The sequence below is a fragment of the Metabacillus arenae genome, from assembly GCF_014773385.1.
Lineage (GTDB): Bacteria > Bacillota > Bacilli > Bacillales > Bacillaceae > Metabacillus_D > Metabacillus_D arenae.
This window is the reverse complement of the sequence record NZ_JACXAI010000014.1, coordinates 139,410-158,026: the sequence shown is the minus strand read 5'-3', so window position 1 is coordinate 158,026 and position 18,617 is coordinate 139,410. Positions and strand designations below refer to the sequence as shown.

The window sequence follows — 18,617 nt, the reverse complement described above, 5'->3', positions numbered from 1 at the left end:
TTATCCATTATAAAGGACTTTTTCTTTGCACAAAATAATAAAATTGAACATTTTGAGTATTCTTAATAGTGAAAATTAATTAATGCAACACTAGTGTTGAAACATAAATTAAGTTTAGAAAGCAACTTTGAAAGAAATGCTAAAAGGCTGCCGAGAAAAATATCGGCAGCCTCCTTTTTATACAGTAATCAAAATAAAAAGAAGTGATGGCATCTATCTAATAAGCTATAAACTTCGTTCCTTTTTTATTGTAATTTTTCTCCATTGGAACGAATCACATCCTTATACCAATAAAAGCTTTGCTTAGGAATACGACGAAGTTCTTTCAAGTCAAATTCCTCACGGTCGACAAAAACGAAGCCGTATCGCTTCTTTGCACCTGAGTGCGTGGAAATTAAGTCAACCGCTGACCACGGACAATATCCGAAAAGATCTACCCCGTCAGTAATAGCAAGCTGCATTTGTTCAATGTGTTGTTTAAAATAATTAATGCGGTAAGGATCACGAATAGATCCGTCCTCTTCAACCTTATCTATTGCTCCAAGCCCATTTTCAGTAATGATAATTGGTAACTGGTAACGATCATATACCTCACGAAGCGTTGCACGGAATCCAACCGGATCGATTTGCCACCCAAAATCATTTGTTGGAAGGTTAGGGTTGCTATGCCCTTTATAAACACCTGCTTCCCCAATGACAATTTCCTGATCCCCAGTTCCACTCTTATCATTCCCATCTCCAACGGAGGCTTCGACTGTTTTTGTAGCATAATAGTTAAACGCAATGTAATCTGGTTTAGCTTTTTTCAAAGTTTCCATATCCCCATCTTCAATTGTAGGAACATAGCCTTTTTCTTCTAAATAGCTCCAAGCCGTTGCATTATACCGGCCATATACGGCAGCGTCTAGATATAGCCAGTTTCGAATTGCATTGAAATTTTGCGATGCTAACACATCCTCTGGGTTAGAGGTAGCTGGATAAACATAAGCAATATTAGGAGCTGGCCCGATTAAAGCTGCAGGCAGTGTTTGATGACATAAGTCCATTACCTTCGCTTGTGCAACTAGCATATGGTGATTCTGCTGATAAAGCTCACGATCTGCATCCTCTAGATCTGGGTCGAGTATACCAAGTGCTTTACCGTGCATAATCATCATGTTCTGTTCATTAATTGTCAGCCAGTATTTTACGCGGTCGCCGTAGTTTTCAAATAAGACTTTTGCATAATCAACAAAGGCATTAACCGTTTCTCGATTAGACCAGCCGCCGCGCTCATGCAGGGCATATGGCAGGTCAAAGTGATACATCGTCACGATGGGCTCGATATTATATTTGATAAGCTCATTGATTAAATTGCTGTAGAATTCAATCCCCTTTAGATTCACTTCACCCGTTCCGTTCGGGATAATCCGTGTCCAGGCAATCGAGAATCGATACGCTTTAAAGCCCATTTCAGCCATTAGCGCAACATCTTCCTGATAGCGGTGATAGTGGTCGCTCGCTACTTTAAAATCTGTTGTCCCCTCTGGATATTTCCTTCTCATATCCATGACAGAAGGACCTTTGCCATCCTTATTCCAAGCTCCTTCCACTTGGTAAGCGGAAGTTGATGCTCCCCAGAAAAAATCCTTTGGAAATGGTTTTAATTGTGCGTGTTTCATTATTAAATTCCTCGCTTTCTAAAAAACAGACGGTTTCAGCGCCAAGCTGAAACCATATGTCTCTTCATTTTATGCTTTTAAAACTAACAACTCATTGTTAAGATCAATATTTTTATTACTGATATTTGTTATTACATCAGAATAATTGTGAGTATTCGTTACAATAATAGGAGTTTGGGTTACATATCCTGCCTGCTTAATTTTCTCCAGCTCAAACGTCAATAAAGTCTGTCCTTTGGTGATTCTTTGACCCTGTTCAACATGAGCTTCAAAATATTTTCCATTCAGTTCAACTGTGTTTATTCCAACGTGGATGAGTACTTCTACTCCATCATCTGATACTAAACCGATTGCATGTTTCGTAGGAAATAGTGAAACAATTTTTCCATTAAAGGGAGCGATCACTTTTCCTTCACTTGGTTCAATGGCAGCTCCTTTCCCCATCGCTTCTGAGGCAAAGGCCTGATCTTTCACTTCACTTAAAGAAACAATTTGACCACTGATTGGATTTGGTATGACTGTATCTTTAATTCTAATCGTCTTATCTTCTTTCTTATCTTCATTCTGCTTAGGTATATCTTTTTCATATTTTAGACTTAAAATATACGTAAGGATGGCAGTTACAATAATTGTAATGACTGATGCGATTAATATGTTATATAAGTTCCACATGTTTTCTCCGATATAAAGCGGAATAGCTGGAATACCTGAATGACCTACCGCATAACGTGAAACATTCATAATACCTGCGTAAAGACCTCCACAAGCACCACCTATCATAGCAGCAATAAGAGGATACTTTTTAGGTAAATTAACACCGTAAAGTGCTGGTTCCGTAATCCCCATCAATCCTGTTATTCCAGTAGTAGTTGCAATTTGTTTAGTTCCTGCATCCTTTACTCGCAAACCTACTACTAATGCAGCAACACCTTGAGAAATATTTGCGAGCATAGCTCCAGGACCTATAATATTCTCGTATCCTAAGGTAGTTAGTTGCCCGACTGATAACGGAGATAAACTATAGTGAATTCCAAACATAACAAGTATTGGCCAAAAGGTTGCAATTAAGAAAATGATTATCCAAGATCCTTGTGCTCCTAAAAAGTCAAATCCCATTGCTAAATAATCGCCGACCAAAGATCCTATCGGTCCTAATAAAGTCACACCTATGATTCCAGTAACCATAATTGTAAACAACGGAACAAAAATAATTTTTACAGCGTCAGGAATAATCTTCTTAAAAAATGGTTCAATGTAAGATTGTGCCCAAACGATCAAGAGAATTGGAACCACTGATGAACCATAGTTAACAAGTGACATCGGAATTCCGAATATACTTACATCTTCTCCAGCCGTTCGCAATTCAACCATGTTTGGATGGATTAATATTCCAGCTAATACCATTGCAAAAACCGGGTTACATTTTAACTTGTTAGCTGCTGAGTATGCTAGTACAATCGGCAAGAAGTAAAAAATAGTATCTGCCATGAAATTTATTACATAATAGGTCTGAGACTCTCTTGTAATCAAATTAAATACAAGAAGTAAAGCCAATACCGCTTTAATCATCCCTGCACCCGCAATAGCTGGTATGAGTGGACCAAAAGTCCCTGATACAAAATCGATTACTTTATTCAGAAAACCTTTTTTCTCTTTAGAACCTTCAGTATTTGTATTTTCCGATGGTTCTATATGCTTGACTACCTCATGATAAACTTCTTCAACATGTGCGCCGATAACAACCTGAAATTGTCCACCACTTTCAATAACATTAACAACTCCATCTAAAGCTTTAATACCTTCTAGATCCGCTTTTCTATTATCGTTTAGTGCAAATCTAAGTCTGGTCATACAATGGGTGAATGTTGATACATTTTCGGTACCGCCAATTTTTTCGGCGATATCCTGACCTAATTTTTCATATTTTTTTCTCATAGAATATCCCCCTCTTTTTATTTTTAAAACATGATCAAATATTGATAATCAATGTCTATAATTTTTAAATCGTTTTCAAAAACAAAAAAGTTATTTATCGGCAATAATGAAAGGTTGTAATCGCGTTTACATCCTTATATTATCACCAAATAAATAACTATATCTAATACCTATAATCTATGCCTTATTATGCCTTTAAAGCATGTTTGATAAATTGGATAAAGCGAGTAGCAGTTTCACTCATAACCTTGTGTTTTTTCCAAACGATTACACATCCTGATAGAAGTTCGGGATAAAACGGCCTGAAACAAAGATGGTCAGAATCCCTCATCCCAAGAGCACCTTCTATACATATTGCATTTCCCAAACCATTTTCTACAAGATTAATGACATTGGAAATTAAGGTAAAGGTAGCTACAAAACGTAAATGTGCATAGTCATCAGCAAACCAACTAGCAATTTCATTTTGTACTACTGGGCGACCAGAGATGAGTAGGGGAACTCTAATAAGATCTTTAGGAGTTACATGATCCTTCTGTGCAAGCGAAGAAGATATCTTTGTAAGTATTCCCCATCGTTCCTTTTGAGGCAACCTGATAAAATCGTATTTTTCACTGTTGATATTAATAGGCTCTAATAAAATTCCGACCTCAAGTAATCCATTATCTATTTTTTCCTTTATTTCATCTCCTGTTCCTGTAAAAATATGATAACTTACTTGTGGGTATTCAGCATAAAATGCTTTTAACAATTTCCCTAAAACTTGCGAAGACATTGCTTCAACGCTTCCAATGGCTATTGTACCTCCTACAAGGTTTTTTCGATCTTTAAATTCTTTCTCTGTCCGATCAGCAAGGGTAAGGATTTCTTCTGCTCTTTGACGAAAAAGCATACCAGCATCTGTTAATGATATCTTTCTTTTTCCACGTATAAGTAGTTGAGTACCTAACTCATTTTCTAAATCCGCTAGTTGTCTGCTTAACGTGGGCTGTGTTATATGTAATATATCAGCCGCATGAGTAATACTTTCTACACGTGCAACTGTCAAAAAATACCTAAGCACTCTTAACTCCATTTTCCAGCTCCTAATTAATATTCATTTTTAACTTAGGTTATCATAAATCCGTTGATTTACTCGCGAGAATTTATGGGATTCTTCCTATGTCTCCTCCGGGCGAATTTGATGATACAAATATTGCTTATAAAATACTGTTAGACGAGTTATTTCTCTTGTGGAGAGTTGTTATAAGAACGGCAAAACCGATTCCCCAAAATAATGGAGAATCGGTTACTTATTCAGGCATTAGCCGTTTATATAATTATAATTCATTATACCATTCATCATCGACAGGTTCTAACCAATCCGTTTCACCCGGTGTCATTGCTAAGTGGACAAACCAACTGTCTTTTGTCGCACCATGCCAATGTTTTACATGCGGCGGAATATTCACCACATCCCCTGTTTTGAGTAACTGAGCTGGTTTTCCTTCTTCTTGATACCAACCCTCACCTCCTGTAACTAATAAAACTTGCCCAATTTTATGAGAGTGCCAGTTATTGCGAGCACCTGGTGCAAAGGTTACATTCCCGATTGATGCATTGAGTGGCGTCTCATCGGTAAACACCATTTGTAAGTATGCATCCCCGATAAAGTTTGCTTCAACTTTTTCCCCCAATGGAAAGATTGTGCTATTGCTTAATTGTTCATTTTCCATATTTTAATTCCTACTTTCTTTTTAATTTTTTTATGAATTGATACTATTTATTAAATCTGTTTGAGAGATTAGACAAAACCTTATTCATTTACAGTTAATGATTTCATCGGTTTTGAAACAGCAGGTTTTTTCCTAGGATTTACAAACAGCATTGCTACTGAGCCCAATAAAGCTGCAACAGCTGCTCCTATAAACATTGCCGTATATCCATTGCTTGCAACAAGAATTCCTGTTAATGTTGGGCCTAAAATGGATGCAGTGCTCTGTATAAATTGCGTCATTCCTCCAAATGTTCCTATTTTAGAAGGAGCTGTATCCACAATTACGGTCCAATGTATACCGACAGATAGAAAATTAAATGCGTTCCCAACACACATTAAGAGTATCACTATTGCAGCACTATTTGCATTAAGGGTTAATATAAAGCAAACAGCGGTACAAAAGTAGGAGAATGCAGTCAAACCTGATCTTGCAATTTTCAAGCTACCTGTTTTGCTTTTTAATTTATCAGAAATTTTCCCCCCCAAGACGATCGTAAAAACAGCTCCAATCCATGGAATCATCCCCAGATACCAAAGAGAAGAAAGACCATAATTAAATGTATCCATTAAATATTTCGGTGTCCACGTTAATATCACAAAAGCTATATACGTTCCACAAAACCATCCTAAAGCATTAAATATCAATGTTGGGTTCTTAAAAAACGTATACCATGGAATATGTTCTTTTTCAGATTCATCTATTGTTATTTCATTTTCGAGCAAACCTTCCCTAGAACGAATAGCCGCTAACTCTAAGCTTGTTACTTTTTTATTGTCCTCAGGACGATTTGTGAAAACTTTACTCCATATAATTGCCCAAACAATACCAATTGCACCTAAAATAACAAACATCATTTTATAACTAGCAATAGATAGCAACCCTACAGCTACAGGGGCTGTTAGTAAAGCACCTATCGGTACACCTACAACTCCGATAGAATTAGCAAAAGCTCTTTCTCTTGGTGCTGTCCAGTTAGCCATACTACGAATTCCTGCTGTACCAAACGGAGCTTCCGCAAGTCCAAACATTATACGTACCACTGCTAATCCAAATAAAGCAGATCCTCCAAAAATTTCTATACTTATTTGTCCAGCAAAGGGAGTAAGGGCCACAAAGATTGACCAACCGCATGCGGCTAATATCCAAACAAGTTTCGGGCCTAACTTATCCACAAGAATGCCACCCAATAGCGCTCCAAAGATATAACCGTAACCGAAAAAGCCCAATACTTGTCCCCATCCCTCAGTAGTTAAATGATATTCTGAAATAAAATATTCCGAAGCGTAGGAAATGGCTCCTCGATCTACATAATTAACAATATTAATAAATATAATCAGTGACATAATAAAGAATCTATATCGATTATTCATTTATCTTATCCCCCTATATAAACTACCAATTATTTTAGTGAACGCTTACAATTTGTCCTCATTTCGTTGTGAGTCCAAGATACGTCCTCACCTTTGCACCGTTAGCCCGTTTCTCCTTTAATGCCTAACATTGCATGATCACAAAGATTTATGTCCTACCGAGATTTACGTTTTCATCCTTCTGCCTCCTACTAGTATTATTAATCTATTAATTTTGCAAAATGCATGCCAACATAAATTTTACTAGTAGTACCTTGATTTTACTTTGTCTGTATATATATGGTTGATGTAATTTCCCATCCTTTACTGTAACATTGCATGATTACAAAGGTTTATGTCCTACCAGATATTTACGTTTTCATCCTTCCACCTCTTCCGAAAATTCAATGGTCTTTTTCTTAACCTCGACCGTTACGATTTCTTCCAAAAACCTGCCCGGTTGCTCCGCTTGCTGCGTTCAGCGCTGACTTTCTCGGCTGGCAAATGCCTTAAAAGAGGGTTTTATCATGTTATCATAGAGAAATCGATAGAAACGAGAAAAACCGCCCCATCTTTGGTTTGATAGGCGGTTTTCTCGTATCTCACAAGGCGTTAGCCCCTTTCTTTTGTTTATGTATATTCTACCGATAGGGGTAGTACTCGCACCCTTCACTTAGATAAAGGATGGTTTAGACTATACAAAATTGTATAGCAAAGATTTCGATTTTATAAAGTGAATTAATTGGATGCGGTGACGCCACCATCAAGAACAAATTCGGATCCCGTCGAATAACTTGAATCATCTGATGCCAAGAATATCACGAGTTTAGATACTTCTTCTGGTTGTCCAACTCTTTTTAATGGTGCTTTTCCATACGTTTCTCCAGCATTTTCTATCGCATCCTCAGTTTCAATCATCGGAGTTTGAATAGCACCTGGATGAACGGAATTTACTCGAATGCCATATTCGGCAAATTCCAATGCGGCAGTCTTCGTTATCCCCCTTATCGCAAACTTAGAAGCGTCATAGGCTGCACTGGCAACCATACCTCGTAATCCATTTATGGAAGATACATTAATGATAGAACCTTTTCCTGCCTTTTTCATAGAAGGAAGAACTGTTTTCATGCCAAGGAATACAGAAAAAAGATTAACATTAATCACTTTTCGAAACTCTTCTTCAGAAAGGTCTTCAATATACTTTCCCAAATAGATCCCAGCATTGTTTATGAGTATGTTAACAGCTCCAAAGGTTGATTCCGTTTCATCCATTACATGTTTCCATTCTTTCGGATTCGTGACATCATGTTTAACGAATTTAACATTTTCACCTAGTTCTTTTGCTAAGGCTTCTCCTTCATCAACAAGAATATCAGTGAAAACGACTTTAGCCCCTTCTTCTACAAACATGCGAACATGTGAAGCACCTTGTCCGCGGGAACCACCAGTGATGACAGCGACTTTCCCAGCTAATTTGCCCATTACTTAACTCCTCCTTATTGTCATTTCATATTCTTTTATGAAACTATATCCCAAAAGTGTAAACACTTTATGTCGTGAGGGTTAGGTGATCTGTGTTCCAATTCATCCTACTCGCTAAATTGATATCCTAAATGCCCGGTTGCGAATCCTCGTGCAATGTAAATCCATGCACCACGTCCATTGGTGCCATCATTTGAACAAATAAGGAGTTGATCTGTACCAGGTATAAAAGCTGGATGAGTTGAACGTAACATATGCCCTGTATCGCGCCCTGGCAAGAGGATTTGTCCAATTGGGTAACCGGTTTTACTAAAAACAAGGGCTCTTCCTTGTTCATACATTGCAACGTAGAGGTTGTCATCACTATCAATACAGCAAGAGTCAGGTCCATGATGACCAGTAAAAGTATACGGAATATTGGCGCCAAATGGAGCAATCTGAATGCCGTCATCTTGCAAAAGAACACGGTGCAGCCTATTCGCATTTAATTCCGTAGCCCAAAGGGTTTTTTCATCTGTGCTTAAGGCAATTCCATTCGCAGCAGCCATGTTTTGTAAGACAGGCTGTATTGTGGTAAAATCCGGTGATACATAATAGACACCACCTATAGGATTGGTAGGGAACCCTTTAAGATCGGTGAAGTAAAATCCGCCTTTTTGGTCAAATACCAAATCGTCAATACAGTACCCCGTACTAGAAGGTACAATCACTTCTACTTCCGATCCGTCTTGTTGCATGGCTAAAATACGACCCGTACTTTTAAAGTCGCCCACTCCACATACAAAAAGTCTGCCATCTTTATGGATTTTCACTGCAGCCGGGTTTAATTCCGGTAACCTGTAGATAATCTTTATCTTTTTTTCAGGAAGGGTGACCTGGTATACATTTCCGCCGAAGGCATCAACAAAATACAAATTACCTTGACGGTCGAAACACAGTCCTTCCAACGCAAGACCTTCATCGGATATTTTCAACCAAGGTTCAGCGATGACTGTTTGTAAATTGCTTTCTCCACTAAACATCGGAACTAAGGAGTCCCCCTGTTTATACTTTAGTTTCGGTAGCTGTTTCACGTACATTGTATCGCCTCTCAATTGTTAAAATTCGAGTACAATGAATTTAGGACTTAGTGGTAAAGGTATGTACGCAGCGTAGGAGATCCTGTATTTTTTGAGTTTGAATAATGGGAATATTCTTTGTACTCGTGTCAAAATTTAATCAATGGCTGTTTTTAACTGGCTTTCACCCAATGCCTATAAAAGTGCCATTTTTAATACAGCGTTTACAAATTAAGCAATCACAATGGATGCTCTTGTTACTTCTCTATTAATTGATTTATTTAAAGCGATTTCAATTTCTTCAAAATGAAAATCCGCGTCCACCAAATCTGCAAACGGATATTTGTGTATATTACTAGCTAAAAAATCTAGTGATTTATTTAAAAACCAAGGTTGATAACGATTAACAGGATAAATATTTATCGATTTTCTTGTCAATAAACCGGGATCAAATTTGGTAAACGCTCCAGTTATAATATTTCCCATAGTGACATACCTTCCGCCTGGTCTTATATGGTGAATTCCTTCACTAAATGCATCTGGAACGCCTGTGACCTCCATGCCGACATTGGCTCCGTTTCCATTCGTGAGTTCCTTTATTAATGAACTTCTTTTTGCTACCGTATCATATTCATGTAAATTAATTATATAATCGGCACCGAATTTCTTGGCAAGATCTAATCTCTCCTGCACCCCATCAATGATAATTACTTTTGCTCCGCTTTCTTTTGCAATAGCGGCTCCATAAAGCCCCAATCCGCCGGCACCTTGGATCAGGATCGTTTCATTCATTTTCAGCTGGGATTTGTCGATTCCATATAAAACCTGAGATATGGCACAGTTGGCACTTGCTGCAACAGAATCCGGGATGATATCAGGAACTTTATAAAAAAATTGATTAGGATGTACATAATAATGTGTGGAAAAAGTCCCATGAAAATGAGGAGATTCTTCTGGCTGTTTATTTAAAAATTCGTACGTATTTTCACATAAAACATATTCCCCATTCGCACAAGAACGGCACCTACCGCATGCTTGAAAATAGGTCACAGCTACACGGTCTCCGGCACGAACCGGTTTTCCCGAATGATCCTTAGTAACTCCTTCACCGATTTTTTCTATTAACCCTACCATCTCATGTCCCAAGACACCATCCTTTTTCACTGGATGACCTCCGTGCCAAACATGCAGTTCTGATCCACAAACGTTTGTTCTAATAACCTTCAACAACAAAGCGCCTTTTTCTGGAGTCGGCAAATCATATTGTTGATATTCAAGTTTATGCGGTTCTACCATAACGGCGACTTTTCCTTTCATTAAATAACCTCCACAAATATGTTTTATTAGAATTAATACTTTAAATATGTACCTCGCTTAAGCTGCACCTTGGTAAGAAGGAAGTTTCTGCGTCTTAAGCATCTGTTAGGGTACGGATGTGAAACAATTCGAAAATGAAACAATATAAAATTGTAAAACTGTTATTATCTATAGTGGTTCACGATTGAAAATTGAATGCTTTAAGGGACTTGCAGCTGTTTGGGCTTGATCTAGTTATTCAGAAACCGTTCCCCTAACTTTAACATTGCACCACTCTTCATACATATTAATAATATTTAGACAATCTTCATCGCCTTCACCCTTAGCAACTGGAATGTTCCACAACTGATAGACGGTATTTGAAATAAAAGCAGGAATTTTTAATCCCTTAGCAATTTGGTTATATAATCCAAGGTCTTTAGTCATTAAGTTCAATGTGAAATTAAACTCCTTATTTGGTAAGACATAATTAGGAAACTTGTTCATTGTAGCATCATTTCTCCCCCCGCTATCTCGGAGCACCTCAATAGCTTTTTGAGGAGAAATCCCCGCCTTCGTTGTAACCATTATTGCCTCAGCTACAGCAACCGTACCAACTCCAGACAAAAAATTATTTACTAGTTTAATTGTATGTCCAGAACCAATCGGCCCAATATGAATAATCTTTCCCCCTATCACTTCTAAAATAGGGCGGCATTTTTCGAATATTTCTTCATTACCACCGGCCATAATGGATAAGGTTTGGTTGATCGCACCGATTGTTCCTCCACTTACTGGAGCATCAATCATTTCAATGCTTTTTTCTCCCAGCATTTGGCTTAATTTTTTAGTACTGTTAGGATCAGCCGTAGTCATATCAATGACAATAGTATCCTTCCGAGAGTTGTTTAAAATCCCATTAGGTGCTAATACTAACTCCTCTACCTGTTTTGAAGTTGGCATACTAATTATTATTATATCGCTCATTTCAACTAGTTCTTCTAAAGAAGATGCGCCTTTTGCCCCAGTTTCTAATAAATCATTAAGGACAGCTAATTTCTTCTCATAATCTGGTGCAATTGGAGAAAAACCAGTACTTGCATCTATTTCCTTTCGATAAGCAGGCAAGACAAGGGAATAGCCATTTTTTGATAAACTGCAGCACATTGGTAACCCCATAGAGCCCAGACCCAAAAAACCAATTACAGCATTTTTCAAACAATCTCCTCCAAATCTTATTGTGGTTTGAAACACCACAATTTTTATTTTTGTTCAATAGAGTTGAATAAATAAAGCTGCTGTCAAGTCTCTATTTATAGTATTTTATGAGATTATATGGTGTAACTCCTAAATATTTAATTAAGAGAGCATTAATCCTCCACCTGGGTAGTGGTAGCTTCCGCGTAAACTATGGCAATGTGGGAAAAATTTGATTCATTGCTTGCACCATGCCAATGCTTTAGTTCCGATGGAATACAGACTATGTCTCCTCTACTCACTTTCCATTCCTCATTCTCCGTAGCAACAATGCCTTCCCCATCAGTTATGATGAGTATCTGCTCGCTACTGTGAGTGTGAAATTTATTTCGCACACCCTTTGAAAAGTTAACAACCCCCATTACAAAGTCTTTGCTGTCACCAACAGACAACAAAGGCCCACGCATAACATCTCCTGTAAAAAAATTCGTATTCGAATGATCCAACTTCACTTCATTCCCTTTTATAATCTTCATATTTCATTATTCTCCTCTCTCATTTTTATAATAGGTATTCTGCACTTAATCATCTTCGTTAGTAGTTTATAAGTCAGGCGTGCGAAGGAAAGATGAAGTTAATAAATAATGGGAAGGGTAGCCATCTCTTTGTCTTTCAGTGCGATAGTATTAGGAACAAATCTCTCATATTATTTAATAAATTCCACATTCACACCCTCTTCTTCAAGTAATTCAATTAAATAATCTACCATTTCTTCTCCAGGATAACCTCTCTCATTTGCCATTTTAACCCATTCATTCCATGCCACAAAACCATGTTTAGTAAAATCCTCAAGCTCTTGTTCTGGCAACCTTGTAATAGTAACATCCTCTGGTCCCATTTCTTCTGAATACGTTTTCGATAAATCAGCATAGGACTTTGCTATCATTTCCCCGAGAGCAGGTGCCAGTTCGTTATCAAAGATTTCTTTCAAATCTTCCGGAAGACTCTCATATTTTTCTTTGTTCATTATCAGAGGTAGGGTGCCGTTCGTAATAGCCAAATTTTGTACGAAGTATGGAGCGACTTCATTGTATTTTTGTCCGCTTTTTCCTGCAGAAACTCCACTAAAAATAACTGCATCAGCTGTCTTACGTTGTAACGCTTCATATATTTCATTTGATTCAAAAAATACCGGTGTTGCCCCCCACTTCTCAAGTATTCTAGCTGGTAAACGTCCAGATACAGCGATATTCATACCTTGGACATCCTCTATTGAGTTGACGGGCTTTGTACTTACTACTATATACGGATCCCGTGGAGCATGACTCAAATATTTTACATGTTGATTGAGTTCTTCTATACCAAATTTTTCAACCACTTTCGAAACAATTCTTTGGGTTTGTACTGGATCGGTAAATACAAAAGGCAGCTCACTTATTGTCCAAGGAAACAACTCTGTGTCATAGGCATAATCTGATCCTGTTACTCCAATGTCATATACACCGCCTTTAACATCCTCATATACACTGAGATTCCCACCAATTGAGGCTCCAGAATATACTTCGACCTTCATTCTTCCATTTGTCTTTTCTTCTACCAACTTTGACCATGGTTCAAATCCATTGACAGTTATATGATGAGTAGCTGGAGCTGTGTTATTAAGTAGTAGTGTAATTGGTTTATCATCGTTATTCGATCTATCTTGACCCGTCGTAGCAGTGTCCGTTCCGCAAGCACCCAGAATAAACAATAAGCTTATAGAACTTACAAAAAGAATTCTTCTTAGCAATTTCATTCACAATACCCCCAGTAAATAAAGAAAATTTGAAATTTTCAGATATAAAATTAGAGACGTTTATTTTTTCTCTATAATTGCTAAACTCCTCCACATGACCTCCTTACCTTCTTCCCCTCCACTTTGTTTAAAGTATTTAAACCTTTAAAACAATAACCTTGTAAGGTAACCACTTCTATTTACATATACTGCTTTAACCTACTCTATCTGGAAGAAAAAGGGCGAGTTCCGGGAAGATAATCAAAATAGTAATTAGGACTACTATGGCAATGATAAATCTTGATGCCCCCAGAAATATTTCTCCTATTTTTAAATCTGGTGCTATCCCTTTTAAGACAAAAATATTCATACCTATCGGAGGAGTGATTAACGCAAGTTCAATAACCAAAACAATGATTACACCAAACCAGACCAGGTCGTAGCCTAAAGCCTGTATAACTGGAATTACAATTGGAATCGTAACTACAATCATAGCTAACGCATCCATTAATGCACCGAGTATGATATACATAAGTATGATAAGTATAAGAATCATTAGAGGACTTAAACTTGATGAAGTTAAAAAATCGGCTATTAAAATAGGAACTCTGGTGATAGTTAGTAGATAATTTAATAGAAATGAGCCAAGTATAATCGCAAAAATAAAGCCTGTTGTACTCAATGTTCTGCTAACAGAAGCTATAAATAAGTCCCTTGTCATTTTTCTTCTAAACAATGCGATTAAGAATGTACTTACAGCACCGACTCCTGCAGCTTCTGTTGGACTAAACCAGCCCATATACATCCCACCAATTACTACCAAAAAGACAATCATTATCCATATTACTTTACTAAGAGATTTGAATTTTTCTTTCAAAGGTACCCTTTCACCTTCAGCTGCTAGATTAGGTTGTAGCATTATTGATAGATAAACGGTTAACATAAAGAATATTGTTAAAAGGATTCCAGGAACGATACCAGCTATTAACAGCCTGCCGATAGATTGTTCTGTTAACATGCCATAAATGATAAACGATGTACTTGGAGGAATTAATATCCCAAGTGTTCCACCAGCAGCAATCGTTCCGCTAGCCAAACTATTACTGTAACCATATTTTTGCATTTCTTTTAACGCCATAACTCCAATTGTTCCTGTTGTGGCTACACTGGAACCCGATGCCGCAGCAAACATGGCAGAAGCTCCTACCGTAGAAATTCCGAGACCGCCTTTTAACCTCCCGAACCACTTTCTAAACATGTTGAATATTTCTTGACTAATTCCTGACATATAAATAAACTCGCCCATTAAAATAAACATCGGAATAGTAGTTAACAGATAACTAAAACTTTGGTTCCAGATAATCGTGTGTATTGCTGTATTCAATGGTGCGAACCCTCTTAGAAAATAAATACCTAAAAAAGATACTAACAACATGGATATTGTAACTGGAACCCTTAGAAATATAAGAATTAACACTAAGATAAGTGCTAGAAATCCAATCATCTCAACAGACATGTTCACACCTCATTTCTATTATTTGTAAACATCATGACTACTATTTGTACAAACCATGCAGTAAACCCGACGGCAACGATTACCTCAAAAGGATAGAAAGGTATCCCATATGAGTCTGTTGTTCTACCACTATTTATTGCACTGCTAAATGCAACATTATAGTACACTATTGCGATAGTCATGATGACAAATAGTGACATTAAATTTGACATGAACATAATGATCTTTTGTACTTTTTTAGGGAATTTTTCGACAAAAAGTTCTACCGCTATATGGGCTCTTTGGGATTCACAATAGGAAAGGCTGCAGGTTATAATAATAACCATCATGAGCCGAACAATTTCAATATTACCCAACAACGGGCTTCCCAGTTGTCTCAATATTACACCGGCGGCAATAAAAAACATCATCAGGGTAATTGTAAGTAAACCTGTCCACTTTGTTATTTTTATCATCCAGTTCGTTATAGAAAATACTTTCTGCATGCTTGGCCTCCCTTGTTAGTGTTATAAAATATTACCCTTATTACAATTATTAAGATTACCGCTATAAACTTGTTCATATTTTAAGTCTGACAAGAATTTATTTATTATGAGAAGGATCGTTTAAGCTGTATATTGATAGAAGTAGCAAAATCAAATTCACCTGATTCGTTGAATTCCTTTGCCATGTTACTTGTCAAAACCAAATTAATTCTCAAAACAACTGTATCCGCTTTCATTTATCCGCTACATGTAATCGTAATGCAAATGATAACTTCATTCAGGTTATTGTCCGTAATCAGAATACAAAACAACGTATTACTAGAATTGAATTTGTTTTTGTTAGGGTCGTAAATTTGTATAAAAGACTAAATTTTGATTTCAAAGATTAAGGTTTGTCTTCGAAACGATATTCCTAATTATCCTACTCGCTAAATTGATATCCTAAATGTCCTGTTGTAAACCCTCGTGCAATGTAAACCCATGCACCACCTCCATTAGTGCCATCATTTGTACAAATAATGAGTTGATCTGTACCAGGGATAAAAGCCGGATGAGTTGTATTTACCATATTCCCTTTATCACGCCCCGGGATAAGGACTTGCCCGATTGGAAAGCCGGTTTTATTGAAAATAAGGACTCTGCCTTGTCTAGCCATTGCAACGTAGAGGTTGTCGTTACTATCAATACAGCAAGAGTCGGGTCCACGATAACCAGTAAAAGTATACGGAATAAAGGCGCCATATGGAGCAATCTGAATGCCGTCCTCTAACAAATTAATATGATGCAGCCGATTTGCATTAAATTCCGTAACCCAAAGGTATTTTTGATTCTTGCTTAAGGCAACTCCATTCGGAGCAGCCATGTTTTGTAAAACAGGCAGGATTGTACCGAAGTCCGGAGATACATAATAAACACCACCTATAGTGTTGGTGGGGATCCCTTTAAAATCGGTAAAGTAAAATCCGCCTTTTTGGTCAAATACCATGTCGTTAACACAATACCCCGCACTTGGGGGTACAATTTCTTCTACATCTGATCCGTCTGGTTGCATGGCTAAAATACAACCTGTACTTTTAAGGTCACCCACTGCACAGACAAAAAGTCTGCCATCTTTATGGATTTTCACTGCAGCCGGGTGTAAACCCGGTGAATGGTAGATAATCTTTATTTCTCGATCAGGAAAGCTGCCCCGGCATACATTATCACCGGAACAATCAACAAAATACAAATTACCCTGACGGTCAAAACACAATCCTTCTAACGTAATACCTTCATCAGATACTTTCAGCCAAGGTTCGGCATTGACAGTTTGTAAGTTGCATTCTCCACCAATAATCGGATAAATGGAGTTTACCTGTTTATATTGTAATTTTGCTAACTGTTCAACGTTCATGGTTCGCCTCTCAATCATTAAATTTTTTTCTTAGTCACTAATCTTGAATTATATAAAGAACGGTTACGGCTTGTTCTTATTATTTAGTAACCGTTCCCCTGACTTTTACTTCCCACCATACCTCATACATTTTGTTAGACAACTCAATAGGTAGAGCTTTATCACCCTCACTTGAATTGAGTGTTAGGTACGAACAGTGAAAGGATCACTGATTTCATCCGAGAGCTCAATCCAAACACTCTTCATTTGCATGTAGTCATAAATTGCCTCAATTCCGTTTTCACGACCTAGCCCGCTGTTTTTAACCCCACCAAAGGGGGAGTTATAAGCTGATGCCCGGTAAGTATTGATCCAGACTGTTCCGGATTCTATGACTCGTGCCATCCTGTGGCTCCTTTTCAGATCGTTTGTCCAAATGCCTGCCCCAAGTCCAAATTCCGTATCATTGGCCATTTTCACGACCTCTTCTTCACTATCAAATGGAATAACGCATAGTACTGGACCAAAGACTTCTTCCTGACAAATTCTCATAGAATTATCAACGCCGGTTAAGATCGTAGGGTGGTAATATAATCCTTCTGACAATTCTGGTTGGCTTGGCCGTTTTCCCCCAGCCGATACACATGCCCCCTCATTGATAGCAATATTGACATAATCCTCAATCTTCTTTAATTGGCCAGGTGTAGCAGCCGGTCCCATTTGAGTATCGGGCTGCATAGGATCTCCTAATCTTATTTCATTTGCACGTTTCACCAATCTATCTACAAACGAATCCGCAATAGACCTTTCCACGAATAAGCGGGAACCAGCAATACACGTTTGCCCGCTAGCTGCAAATATTCCAGCAATCACCCCTGCCTCGGCCGCATCTAGATTCGCATCAGCAAAAACGATATTTGGGCTTTTTCCTCCTAACTCCAATGTAACATCGGCCAAATGAGAAGCGGCATTGATCGCTACTTTACGACCTGTTTCGGTACCGCCGGTAAAGGCAACCTTATCCGCAAGTGGATGCTTAGAAATAAGATCCCCTACCGTATGGCCGTATCCCGTAACCACATTAAGAGTCCCTGCTGGGAAACCTACCTCATGGAATATTTCGGCAAATTCCAAAGAGGATGCCGACGTGAATTCCGATGGCTTAAGTACAATAGTGTTTCCTGCAGCCAATGCAGGAGCCATTTTCCACGTGGCGAGCAGAAGCGGTGAATTCCATGGCGTGATGCAGGCTACGACACCTAAAGGTTCCCGCAAGGTATAATTTAATACGCTTTGTCGGTCCAGCGGAATAACCGTTCCCTCAACCTTATCTGCTAAACCAGCATAATATTCATACCAAGAAGGAATCATCTTTAGCTGAGTCACCATCTCGCGATACAGCTTGCCATTATCTTGCGTTTCGATTCTCGCCAGATGTTCTGCATTATCTTCTATGGCTTCTGCCAGCTTACGCAGCAATCTGCCCCGTCTAGTAGGAGATAAGCCTCTCCATTCCTCTGATTCGTAGCATCGCCGTGCAGCTTGAAAGGCTCTGTCCACATCTTCTTTTTCTCCTTTTGGTATGTACGTCCAAAGCTCTCCTGAAGCAGGATTGATTGATTCAATATAAGCTTGATCAGATGAATCGACAAATTCCCCGCCGATGTACATTTGATAACGTTTTATGGGATTTTTCTGTTCCATATTTCCACCTCTCTAACAATTTAATAATCTA

15 protein-coding genes are annotated in these 18,617 nt (G+C 38.0%); all 15 read right to left on the bottom strand.

All coding sequences use genetic code 11. The features are described from left to right. Positions 1–245: 245 nt before the first annotated feature. Positions 246–1,661: a glycoside hydrolase family 1 protein gene (locus IC621_RS12290; protein WP_191158603.1), complete on the bottom strand. Its 1,416-nt coding sequence runs from the start codon at positions 1,659–1,661 to the stop codon at positions 246–248. A gap of 69 nt (positions 1,662–1,730) precedes the next feature. Next, on the bottom strand, positions 1,731–3,596 hold the full coding sequence (locus IC621_RS12285; protein ID WP_191158602.1) for a beta-glucoside-specific PTS transporter subunit IIABC: 1,866 nt from the start codon (positions 3,594–3,596) through the stop codon (positions 1,731–1,733). A gap of 187 nt (positions 3,597–3,783) precedes the next feature. Then, the gene (locus IC621_RS12280) at positions 3,784–4,671 is read right to left on the bottom strand and encodes a LysR family transcriptional regulator (protein ID WP_191158601.1); all 888 of its coding nucleotides are present in this window, start codon (positions 4,669–4,671) and stop codon (positions 3,784–3,786) included. A gap of 244 nt (positions 4,672–4,915) precedes the next feature. Beyond that, positions 4,916–5,311 (bottom strand): cupin domain-containing protein, encoded by a 396-nt coding sequence (locus tag IC621_RS12275; protein ID WP_191158600.1) that lies wholly within the window; start codon positions 5,309–5,311, stop codon positions 4,916–4,918. An 80-nt stretch (positions 5,312–5,391) separates the two neighbouring features. Beyond that, positions 5,392–6,723 (bottom strand): MFS transporter, encoded by a 1,332-nt coding sequence (locus tag IC621_RS12270; protein WP_191158599.1) that lies wholly within the window; start codon positions 6,721–6,723, stop codon positions 5,392–5,394. A 717-nt stretch (positions 6,724–7,440) separates the two neighbouring features. Continuing rightward, entirely contained in the window at positions 7,441–8,184 is a 744-nt protein-coding gene (locus tag IC621_RS12265) for a glucose 1-dehydrogenase (protein ID WP_191158598.1), read from the bottom strand. Positions 8,185–8,291: 107 nt separating this feature from the next. Beyond that, the gene (locus IC621_RS12260; protein WP_191158597.1) at positions 8,292–9,263 is read right to left on the bottom strand and encodes an SMP-30/gluconolactonase/LRE family protein; all 972 of its coding nucleotides are present in this window, start codon (positions 9,261–9,263) and stop codon (positions 8,292–8,294) included. Between the two features lie 210 nt (positions 9,264–9,473). Then, positions 9,474–10,559, bottom strand: a complete 1,086-nt coding sequence (locus IC621_RS12255; RefSeq protein ID WP_191158596.1) for a zinc-binding dehydrogenase — start codon at positions 10,557–10,559, stop codon at positions 9,474–9,476. Between the two features lie 234 nt (positions 10,560–10,793). Beyond that, on the bottom strand, positions 10,794–11,756 hold the full coding sequence (locus IC621_RS12250; RefSeq protein ID WP_191158595.1) for an NAD(P)-dependent oxidoreductase: 963 nt from the start codon (positions 11,754–11,756) through the stop codon (positions 10,794–10,796). A gap of 152 nt (positions 11,757–11,908) precedes the next feature. Beyond that, a complete protein-coding gene (locus IC621_RS12245) occupies positions 11,909–12,271 on the bottom strand; it encodes a cupin domain-containing protein (RefSeq protein WP_191158594.1) in 363 nt (120 codons plus the stop codon). A gap of 170 nt (positions 12,272–12,441) precedes the next feature. Then, positions 12,442–13,530 carry a TRAP transporter substrate-binding protein DctP gene (gene dctP / locus IC621_RS12240; RefSeq protein WP_191158593.1) on the bottom strand — a complete coding sequence of 363 codons (1,089 nt, stop codon included), beginning with the start codon at positions 13,528–13,530 and terminating at the stop codon, positions 12,442–12,444. Positions 13,531–13,723: 193 nt separating this feature from the next. Next, the gene (locus IC621_RS12235) at positions 13,724–15,025 is read right to left on the bottom strand and encodes a TRAP transporter large permease (RefSeq protein ID WP_191158592.1); all 1,302 of its coding nucleotides are present in this window, start codon (positions 15,023–15,025) and stop codon (positions 13,724–13,726) included. Between the two features lie 2 nt (positions 15,026–15,027). Next, positions 15,028–15,510, bottom strand: coding sequence for a TRAP transporter small permease (locus IC621_RS12230; RefSeq protein ID WP_191158591.1), 483 nt, complete (start codon positions 15,508–15,510; stop codon positions 15,028–15,030). Positions 15,511–15,931: 421 nt separating this feature from the next. Then, a complete protein-coding gene (locus IC621_RS12225; RefSeq protein ID WP_191158590.1) occupies positions 15,932–16,903 on the bottom strand; it encodes an SMP-30/gluconolactonase/LRE family protein in 972 nt (323 codons plus the stop codon). A gap of 183 nt (positions 16,904–17,086) precedes the next feature. Further along, positions 17,087–18,586 (bottom strand): aldehyde dehydrogenase, encoded by a 1,500-nt coding sequence (locus IC621_RS12220; RefSeq protein WP_224752489.1) that lies wholly within the window; start codon positions 18,584–18,586, stop codon positions 17,087–17,089. Positions 18,587–18,617: the final 31 nt, after the last annotated feature.

Excerpts from the sequence above, each read along its gene's own strand:
- IC621_RS12290 (WP_191158603.1), bottom strand. The coding sequence starts at position 1,661 with ATGAAACACGCACAATTAAAACCATTTCCAAAGGATTTTTTCTGGGGA.
- IC621_RS12285 (WP_191158602.1), bottom strand. The coding sequence starts at position 3,596 with ATGAGAAAAAAATATGAAAAATTAGGTCAGGATATCGCCGAAAAAATT.
- IC621_RS12280 (WP_191158601.1), bottom strand. The coding sequence starts at position 4,671 with ATGGAGTTAAGAGTGCTTAGGTATTTTTTGACAGTTGCACGTGTAGAA.
- IC621_RS12275 (WP_191158600.1), bottom strand. The coding sequence starts at position 5,311 with ATGGAAAATGAACAATTAAGCAATAGCACAATCTTTCCATTGGGGGAA.
- IC621_RS12270 (WP_191158599.1), bottom strand. The coding sequence starts at position 6,723 with ATGAATAATCGATATAGATTCTTTATTATGTCACTGATTATATTTATT.
- IC621_RS12265 (WP_191158598.1), bottom strand. The coding sequence starts at position 8,184 with ATGGGCAAATTAGCTGGGAAAGTCGCTGTCATCACTGGTGGTTCCCGC.
- IC621_RS12260 (WP_191158597.1), bottom strand. The coding sequence starts at position 9,263 with ATGTACGTGAAACAGCTACCGAAACTAAAGTATAAACAGGGGGACTCC.
- IC621_RS12255 (WP_191158596.1), bottom strand. The coding sequence starts at position 10,559 with ATGAAAGGAAAAGTCGCCGTTATGGTAGAACCGCATAAACTTGAATAT.
- IC621_RS12245 (WP_191158594.1), bottom strand. The coding sequence starts at position 12,271 with ATGAAGATTATAAAAGGGAATGAAGTGAAGTTGGATCATTCGAATACG.
- dctP (WP_191158593.1), bottom strand. The coding sequence starts at position 13,530 with ATGAAATTGCTAAGAAGAATTCTTTTTGTAAGTTCTATAAGCTTATTG.
- IC621_RS12235 (WP_191158592.1), bottom strand. The coding sequence starts at position 15,025 with ATGTCTGTTGAGATGATTGGATTTCTAGCACTTATCTTAGTGTTAATT.
- IC621_RS12230 (WP_191158591.1), bottom strand. The coding sequence starts at position 15,510 with ATGCAGAAAGTATTTTCTATAACGAACTGGATGATAAAAATAACAAAG.
- IC621_RS12225 (WP_191158590.1), bottom strand. The coding sequence starts at position 16,903 with ATGAACGTTGAACAGTTAGCAAAATTACAATATAAACAGGTAAACTCC.
- IC621_RS12220 (WP_224752489.1), bottom strand. The coding sequence starts at position 18,586 with ATGGAACAGAAAAATCCCATAAAACGTTATCAAATGTACATCGGCGGG.